The sequence below is a fragment of the Youngiibacter multivorans genome (assembly GCF_017873395.1).
Classification (GTDB): Bacteria; Bacillota; Clostridia; order Clostridiales; family Clostridiaceae; genus Youngiibacter; species Youngiibacter multivorans.
On record NZ_JAGGKC010000011.1, the window covers coordinates 108,473 to 114,472 of the forward strand.

Here is a 6,000-nt window from a genome sequence, read left to right on the forward strand (position 1 = left end):
GATAATATATCTTCATATATTATCATACCGTTTTCATTCTGAATTTCACAGTGAAAGTTGAAAGGCCCCGCAGATCACACTGCGGAGCCATGATGTTCTTTCATTCTTATACTTTGCGCCTCGATATTATCGCTTCAGCCACTGCCATATCCTCAGGTGTGGTTATCTTTATGTTTTCGTAGCTTCCCTCATAAAGGTAAACCCTGCCGATGTATTTCTCGTACGCCGCAGTGTCATCAGTAACAGTTTCTCCTGAATAGTCAAGCCTTTCATGGGCTGCCAGTATCTTCTTAAGCTCGAAGACCTGAGGTGTCTGGACAGAAAAGAGAGAATCCCTGTCCAGGGTTTCCCTGGAAAAGCCATCTTCACCCCTGACCTTTATGGTATCCTTCGGCTTCATTCCACAGGCGCTGGCACCATGCTTCATGCAAAGCTCCACGCCTTCCTTTACAATGCTTTCTGTCACAAGAGGCCTTGCTCCGTCATGGATAACTGCAATCCCGGAATTCTGGAGTGATTCCAGGGCCTTGAGCCCGCTTCTTACCGAATCCTGTCTCCTCAAGCCGCCTGAAGCAATATGTATATCCTTGCTAAAGGCATAAGGAAAGCTTTTAAAGGTCTCCCATTCATCCACTGGAAGCACAAGGACAATGTTGTCTATGAATTCCATATCACAAAATGCAGTCAGGGTCCTTGCAAGCACCGGTACTCCTTTCAGGTCCAGGTACTGCTTTGGAACATCAGCTCCCATTCGGCTGCCTTTGCCTCCGGATACGATCACTGCTCCGACCAATTGCTATTCCCCCTTGGGCTTTGCAAAAATCATCCTTCCTGCCGCAGTCTGAAGCACTGAGGTTACAAGGATGTCTATTTCATTGCCTATGGATTTCTTGCCGCCTTCAACAACTATCATGGTACCGTCGTCAAGGTACCCTATTCCCTGGTTAGCTTCCTTTCCTATCTTCGAGATAAGGAGGTTCATTTCTTCTCCCGGGAGAAGCACAGGCTTTACAGCATTTGCCAGCTCGTTTATGTTCAGAACCGGAACTCCCTGGAACTCAGCTACCTTATTCAGGTTGTAGTCATTTGTGACGACCTTTCCTGATACTACAGTAGCAAGCTTCAGAAGCTTTGAATCCACTTCCGCGATTTCCGGAAAATCCTTGTCCCAGATTTCCACCTCTATGTCGAGCTCCTTCTGTATCTTGTTAAGGATGTCCAGACCTCTTCTTCCCCTGTTTCTCTTGAGGGAATCCGACGAATCTGCGATATGCCTCAGCTCCTCGAGCACGAATGACGGTATTATGAGCTTTCCTTCTACGAATCCTGTCTGGCAGATATCGAAGATTCTTCCATCTATGATGACAGAGGTATCAAGGACCTTCGGGTCTCCCTTGTACATTGCCTTGTATTTCTTGTTATCCTTATCCCTGTCCTTGTCCCTGGACTGGGATTGTCCCTGGTTCCTTCTTCCTATGCTCTGGAAGAAGGAATAAAAGTCGTCTGCCTTCTTGATTGCAACATTAGCTCCAAGAAGCGCAGCAAGTATGTTCAGAAGCACAACGACTATGCTGCCTACAGGCGGGAATATGTCGTTAAGCGGTCTCGTCAGGAAGAATGTTATGACCAGAAGCACTATGGCTCCAGCCGCTCCCAGGAACATTTCATGGATCGTCATCTTGGACAGGTTCTTTTCAGCCGCTTTGTTTGCACTCAGTATCAAAGAATAAATCTTTGATGAAATAATAAAAAATATGATTCCGAAAATTAGGGTGAGTGTTGCAATTAAAGCGATTTTTGCTACCAGGTTTTCAAATATGGGATACTGGTTGAGATACTGGGATGAGGTAAGATAGTTTCCGAGAAGTCCGCCAATGACGGCTCCGAGGATGGTCACTATGCCTCTTATCAGGTTCTTCAACATGATATCCACCTCCTTAGTTTTATTTTGTTCGTTTATCTTTTATTATACAATTTAATCAAGCACCTATGGTATAGCACAATGCAATATTCAGAAAATTATTAGTTATCTTTCCATGTTTCTAATCGTAGACGAAAAACCTTTAAAACAGGTTAAACCTGAAAAAGCTTGGAAACAGCCTCTCTAAGGGATCCAACCGGAATTATCCCTTCGCCCTTGAGCTTGAGCTTCTCCGCACTTCTCTTCGGAATGACGAAAGTCTCGAAGCCCATTTTTCTGCCTTCTCCTATGAGCCTCTCCACATTGCTTACCGGTCTGATTTCCCCTGTCAGTCCGATTTCTCCAATTGCCAGTATGTTCCTGTACTTCATCTCCTGGCCTCTTGCGCTTGAGACGAGACTTAAGGCAACTCCAAGGTCCTGCGTGGTACCCTCAATCGACAGACCGCCGACTACATTGACGTACACATCGCTTGAATAGAAAGGTATCCTGAGCTTCTTTTCAAGAACAGCAAGTATAAGGTTCAGTCTCGGGGCCTCGATGCCTATTGTTGTTCTCCTCGGCATCACCGCCTTCGTCTCAGCCACCAGGGACTGCACCTGGACAAGTATGGGCCTCGTACCCTCCATTATTCCAATAACTACTGAGCCTTCCTTTGACTCCATGTCATCCTCAAGGAAAATCCTTGATGGATCATATACCTCTATCAGTCCTTCAGCCCTCATTTCGAATACTCCGATTTCTGAAGTGGTCCCGAATCTGTTCTTCATTGTCCTGAGTATCCTGAGTTCCTCGGTCCTTTCACCCTCGAATGAAAGCACAGCATCAACCATATGTTCAAGGACCCTTGGTCCTGCGAGCTCACCCTGCTTTGTCACATGGGCAACGATGAACAGGGATATGCCCATTGTCTTGCCTATCCTCATCAGGCCATTTGCACATTCCCTTACCTGGGACACCGAACCAGGTGCAGAAACGACCTTGTCCGAATAAATTGTCTGTATGGAGTCGATGATGACAAATACCGGACTTAAGTCCTCAATATGCTTCTCGATGAGGTCAAGGGATGTTTCTGAAACTACATAAAGGTTGTCGGCCCTTGCCTTCAGCCTGTCACCCCTTATCTTAATCTGCTCCTCGGATTCCTCACCTGAAACATAAAGGACCTTTCCGTAGCTTTTTGAAATATTGTGTGCGCACTGAAGAAGAAGAGTGGACTTTCCTATGCCCGGGTCTCCTGAAATCAGCGTAAGGGATCCCCTGACAAGACCACCTCCAAGCACACGGTTAAGCTCAGCAATTCCCGTATCAAGCCTTTCCTTGTCTCCTGAGACTATGTCCTCTATCTTCTTGGGAACACTGAAATTGCCTATGCCTTCCTTTCTCTTTGTTTCTATCTTCTGCTCCTCTTCCACGAAGCTGTTCCATTCACCGCATTCAGGGCATTTTCCAAGCCACTTCGGAGAAGTGGCACCGCATCCCTGACAAACGAAATTAGTCCTTATCTTAGCCATTTGGTTTCCTCCAGTCATATGGATACCGTTCAATCTGATTTCCAAATTTCAAAATACGCACACCATTGAAGTTGAATGTGCCATAATATACGTATATTATGTAGGAAATAAACGATTATTAACAGAGCTTGGCAAGGATAATCCGCCTTTTTTGGCGTCAACTGCCTTTCAGGGAGGAAAAATGCAAAGAAAATTGATCTGCTCAGACCTGGACGGAACACTGCTCGGCAGCGACCGTAAGGTATCGTTGCTGAATATGGAAGTTATAAAAGAGCTTATGAAAAGAGGACATATATTTACTGTCGCAACCGGCAGGATTTTCCAGTCCGCAAAATACATATCAAGCAACTTCGGAGATAACGTGCCGCTTATCGCTTCAAACGGAAGTGTATATGATACGGGGGATGGGAAGCTTCACAAGAACCATTTCGATGAGGACCTCTCTGCTGAAATGTTCAGGATGGCAAAGAGCTTCGGTGTAACCCTCTCCTACTTCACCCATGATACGGTTTTTTCAAACACGATCAGCGGTGCCCTCATAACTAAGCTCATATACAACAAGGGGGTTCCCAAGAACTACAGGGTAAGGACGCTTCTCGCAGCAAATGAATCAATCATCAGGAAGAATTCCGATTCCATTGTGAATGGGATTGTCGTATCCAAGAACAATCCCGGTAAACTGTCAGCGATGAGAGCAGAGCTTGAAAAGCTCTCCGGTGTGACCATACAGAGCTCAGGCAGGGACAACATCGAGCTTATTCCGGGAAATGTGGACAAAAGCTACGCTGTAAAGGCTCTTGCAGAACACTATGGTATCGCTCGTCAGGATGTCATTTGCTTCGGGGACGGTGAGAACGACATTACCATGTTGAAATATGCAGGCCTCGGCTTTGCAATGGCGAATGCTTCAGACAGCGTCAAGAAATCAGCTGACAGCATAGCCCCGCCCAACCACGAGTCAGGCATAGGATTGAAGCTCATGGAGCTTTTCGGAATGGAAGAAATGGCTGTATGATATACACTGCCGGTGAGTCCATACATAAAGTAATGTTACGGAGGTTTTAACCATGACCACGTTGACTGTACTTACAAGACTTTCCATAGCCTTAATCCTTGGCGGCGCAATCGGATATGAGCGAGAATACAGGAACAGGCCTGCCGGATTCAGGACGCACATGCTCGTAAGCCTTGGTGCTGCATCAGTTTCCCTTCTCCAGATTTCAATGCTGGAGGAAGCAGGAAGACTGATAGCCCAAAACCCTGCGCTTGCCGAGGCTGTGAAGCTTGACGTCGGAAGGCTTGGAGCTGCTGTCATCAGCGGAATCGGCTTTCTTGGAGCTGGCACCATCTTCCTGACCAGGAACTATATAAAGGGTCTGACAACAGCAGCCTCATTGTGGCTTGTAGCTGTATCGGGACTTTCTGTTGGAATGGGCTATTATGCTGTCGGCATAGGCACATCGCTCCTTGCCCTCACGGTCCTTCTCGCACTTGGAAGGCTGCAGGAAGTGATGTTCAAAAAGACCGGAGTCATTACGATTGAGATTTCTTATGATGGCAATCAGTCGACCCTTGCAGCGATTGAAGCATACCTCTCTCGGATTGGCGCAAAAGTCCTTGACCTTGAACACCTTGAGTCAGGAAAGGATGGTAATGGCATATGCCTCTTCACCCTTGACCTCAGGTCATCTGCTGACAAGGAGACATTCATTAAGGGGATCCTGGAGAATAAGGGTGTTTTCTCATCAAGAATCATAAAGGGATATGAATCCCAGTAAAAAATCAGGCTGAAGCCATTAATTACGGCTTCAGCCTGATTCTCTATTTCTACTGCTTCTTGTATTCCACTATTTCAGCTTCACCTGCTGCAACTCTCTTTCCTTCCTTCAGGACCTCACAGGCTTCGCCAGAGGTGAACACAATTATGATGTCAGTTGAAGGCACCTTTGCCTTGACACCTTCCAGATCGAATCTTGCTATAAGGTCGCCCTTCTTCACATTCTGTCCTTCGGATACGACCTTTTCAAATCCTTCACCGTTAAGGGCTACAGTATCCACACCTATGTGTATAAGAAGCTCTGTTCCGTCAGAGCATCTAAGTCCGAGAGCATGGCCTGTCGGAAATATCATTGCAACAGTACCGTCTACAGGTGAGAATATATCTCCTGTCTCAGGGGTAACTATGAATCCATCTCCCATCATTTTAGATGCGAATGCTTGGTCGGGAACCTTTGTAATGGGATTCAAAACACCTGCAGCCGGTGACACAATTTCTGTCTTCTGTTTCTTGAAAAGCTTGAACATTTGGACACTCCTCCTGCCTTAATACCAGATTTTTACCATTAAGGAAAATATACCACAAAAAGCCTGAAATATCATCATGACTGAGAACCAAATCCCAACACCCCCATAGGTCAGAAAAATACGTGCGAATACATTAAAAAAGACAAAAGCATGCCAGGAAATTTGCTGGTTAATTGAAAAAGCAACTTCCACTTTGCCAAATAGAATTCCACTAATTTAGGAATCTGGGATTTCTTTGATGTACATGGTTTTTTAGACAGT

Annotated in this window: 6 protein-coding genes; 2 read left to right on the forward strand and 4 right to left on the reverse strand. The window is 45.9% G+C overall.

Going from position 1 to position 6,000, the window contains the following annotated elements:
- Positions 1-106: 106 nt before the first annotated feature.
- From ispD to radA, 3 genes are all read right to left on the reverse strand, one after another.
- Positions 107-793, reverse strand: coding sequence for a 2-C-methyl-D-erythritol 4-phosphate cytidylyltransferase (gene ispD / locus J2Z34_RS08195; protein ID WP_245250562.1), 687 nt, complete (start codon positions 791-793; stop codon positions 107-109).
- A 3-nt stretch (positions 794-796) separates the two neighbouring features.
- The gene (locus J2Z34_RS08200) at positions 797-1,924 is read right to left on the reverse strand and encodes a PIN/TRAM domain-containing protein (RefSeq protein ID WP_209459369.1); all 1,128 of its coding nucleotides are present in this window, start codon (positions 1,922-1,924) and stop codon (positions 797-799) included.
- A 149-nt stretch (positions 1,925-2,073) separates the two neighbouring features.
- On the reverse strand, positions 2,074-3,435 hold the full coding sequence (gene radA, locus J2Z34_RS08205; protein ID WP_209459370.1) for a DNA repair protein RadA: 1,362 nt from the start codon (positions 3,433-3,435) through the stop codon (positions 2,074-2,076).
- Between the two features lie 181 nt (positions 3,436-3,616).
- Between radA and J2Z34_RS08210 the strand changes: the two genes are divergently transcribed.
- Positions 3,617-4,450, forward strand: a complete 834-nt coding sequence (locus tag J2Z34_RS08210; RefSeq protein WP_209459371.1) for an HAD family hydrolase — start codon at positions 3,617-3,619, stop codon at positions 4,448-4,450.
- 52 nt (positions 4,451-4,502) lie between these two features.
- Positions 4,503-5,213 carry an MgtC/SapB family protein gene (locus J2Z34_RS08215; protein ID WP_209459372.1) on the forward strand — a complete coding sequence of 237 codons (711 nt, stop codon included), beginning with the start codon at positions 4,503-4,505 and terminating at the stop codon, positions 5,211-5,213.
- A 49-nt stretch (positions 5,214-5,262) separates the two neighbouring features.
- Here J2Z34_RS08215 and J2Z34_RS08220 read toward each other — a convergent pair whose 3' ends face one another.
- Positions 5,263-5,739 carry a PTS sugar transporter subunit IIA gene (locus tag J2Z34_RS08220; RefSeq protein WP_209459373.1) on the reverse strand — a complete coding sequence of 159 codons (477 nt, stop codon included), beginning with the start codon at positions 5,737-5,739 and terminating at the stop codon, positions 5,263-5,265.
- Positions 5,740-6,000 lie beyond the last annotated feature (261 nt).

Bases quoted from the DNA above. Each gene is read 5' to 3' on its own strand.
- J2Z34_RS08200 (WP_209459369.1), bottom strand. From the start codon at position 1,924: ATGTTGAAGAACCTGATAAGAGGCATAGTGACCATCCTCGGAGCCGTC.
- radA (WP_209459370.1), bottom strand. From the start codon at position 3,435: ATGGCTAAGATAAGGACTAATTTCGTTTGTCAGGGATGCGGTGCCACT.
- J2Z34_RS08210 (WP_209459371.1), top strand. From the start codon at position 3,617: ATGCAAAGAAAATTGATCTGCTCAGACCTGGACGGAACACTGCTCGGC.
- J2Z34_RS08215 (WP_209459372.1), top strand. From the start codon at position 4,503: ATGACCACGTTGACTGTACTTACAAGACTTTCCATAGCCTTAATCCTT.
- J2Z34_RS08220 (WP_209459373.1), bottom strand. From the start codon at position 5,739: ATGTTCAAGCTTTTCAAGAAACAGAAGACAGAAATTGTGTCACCGGCT.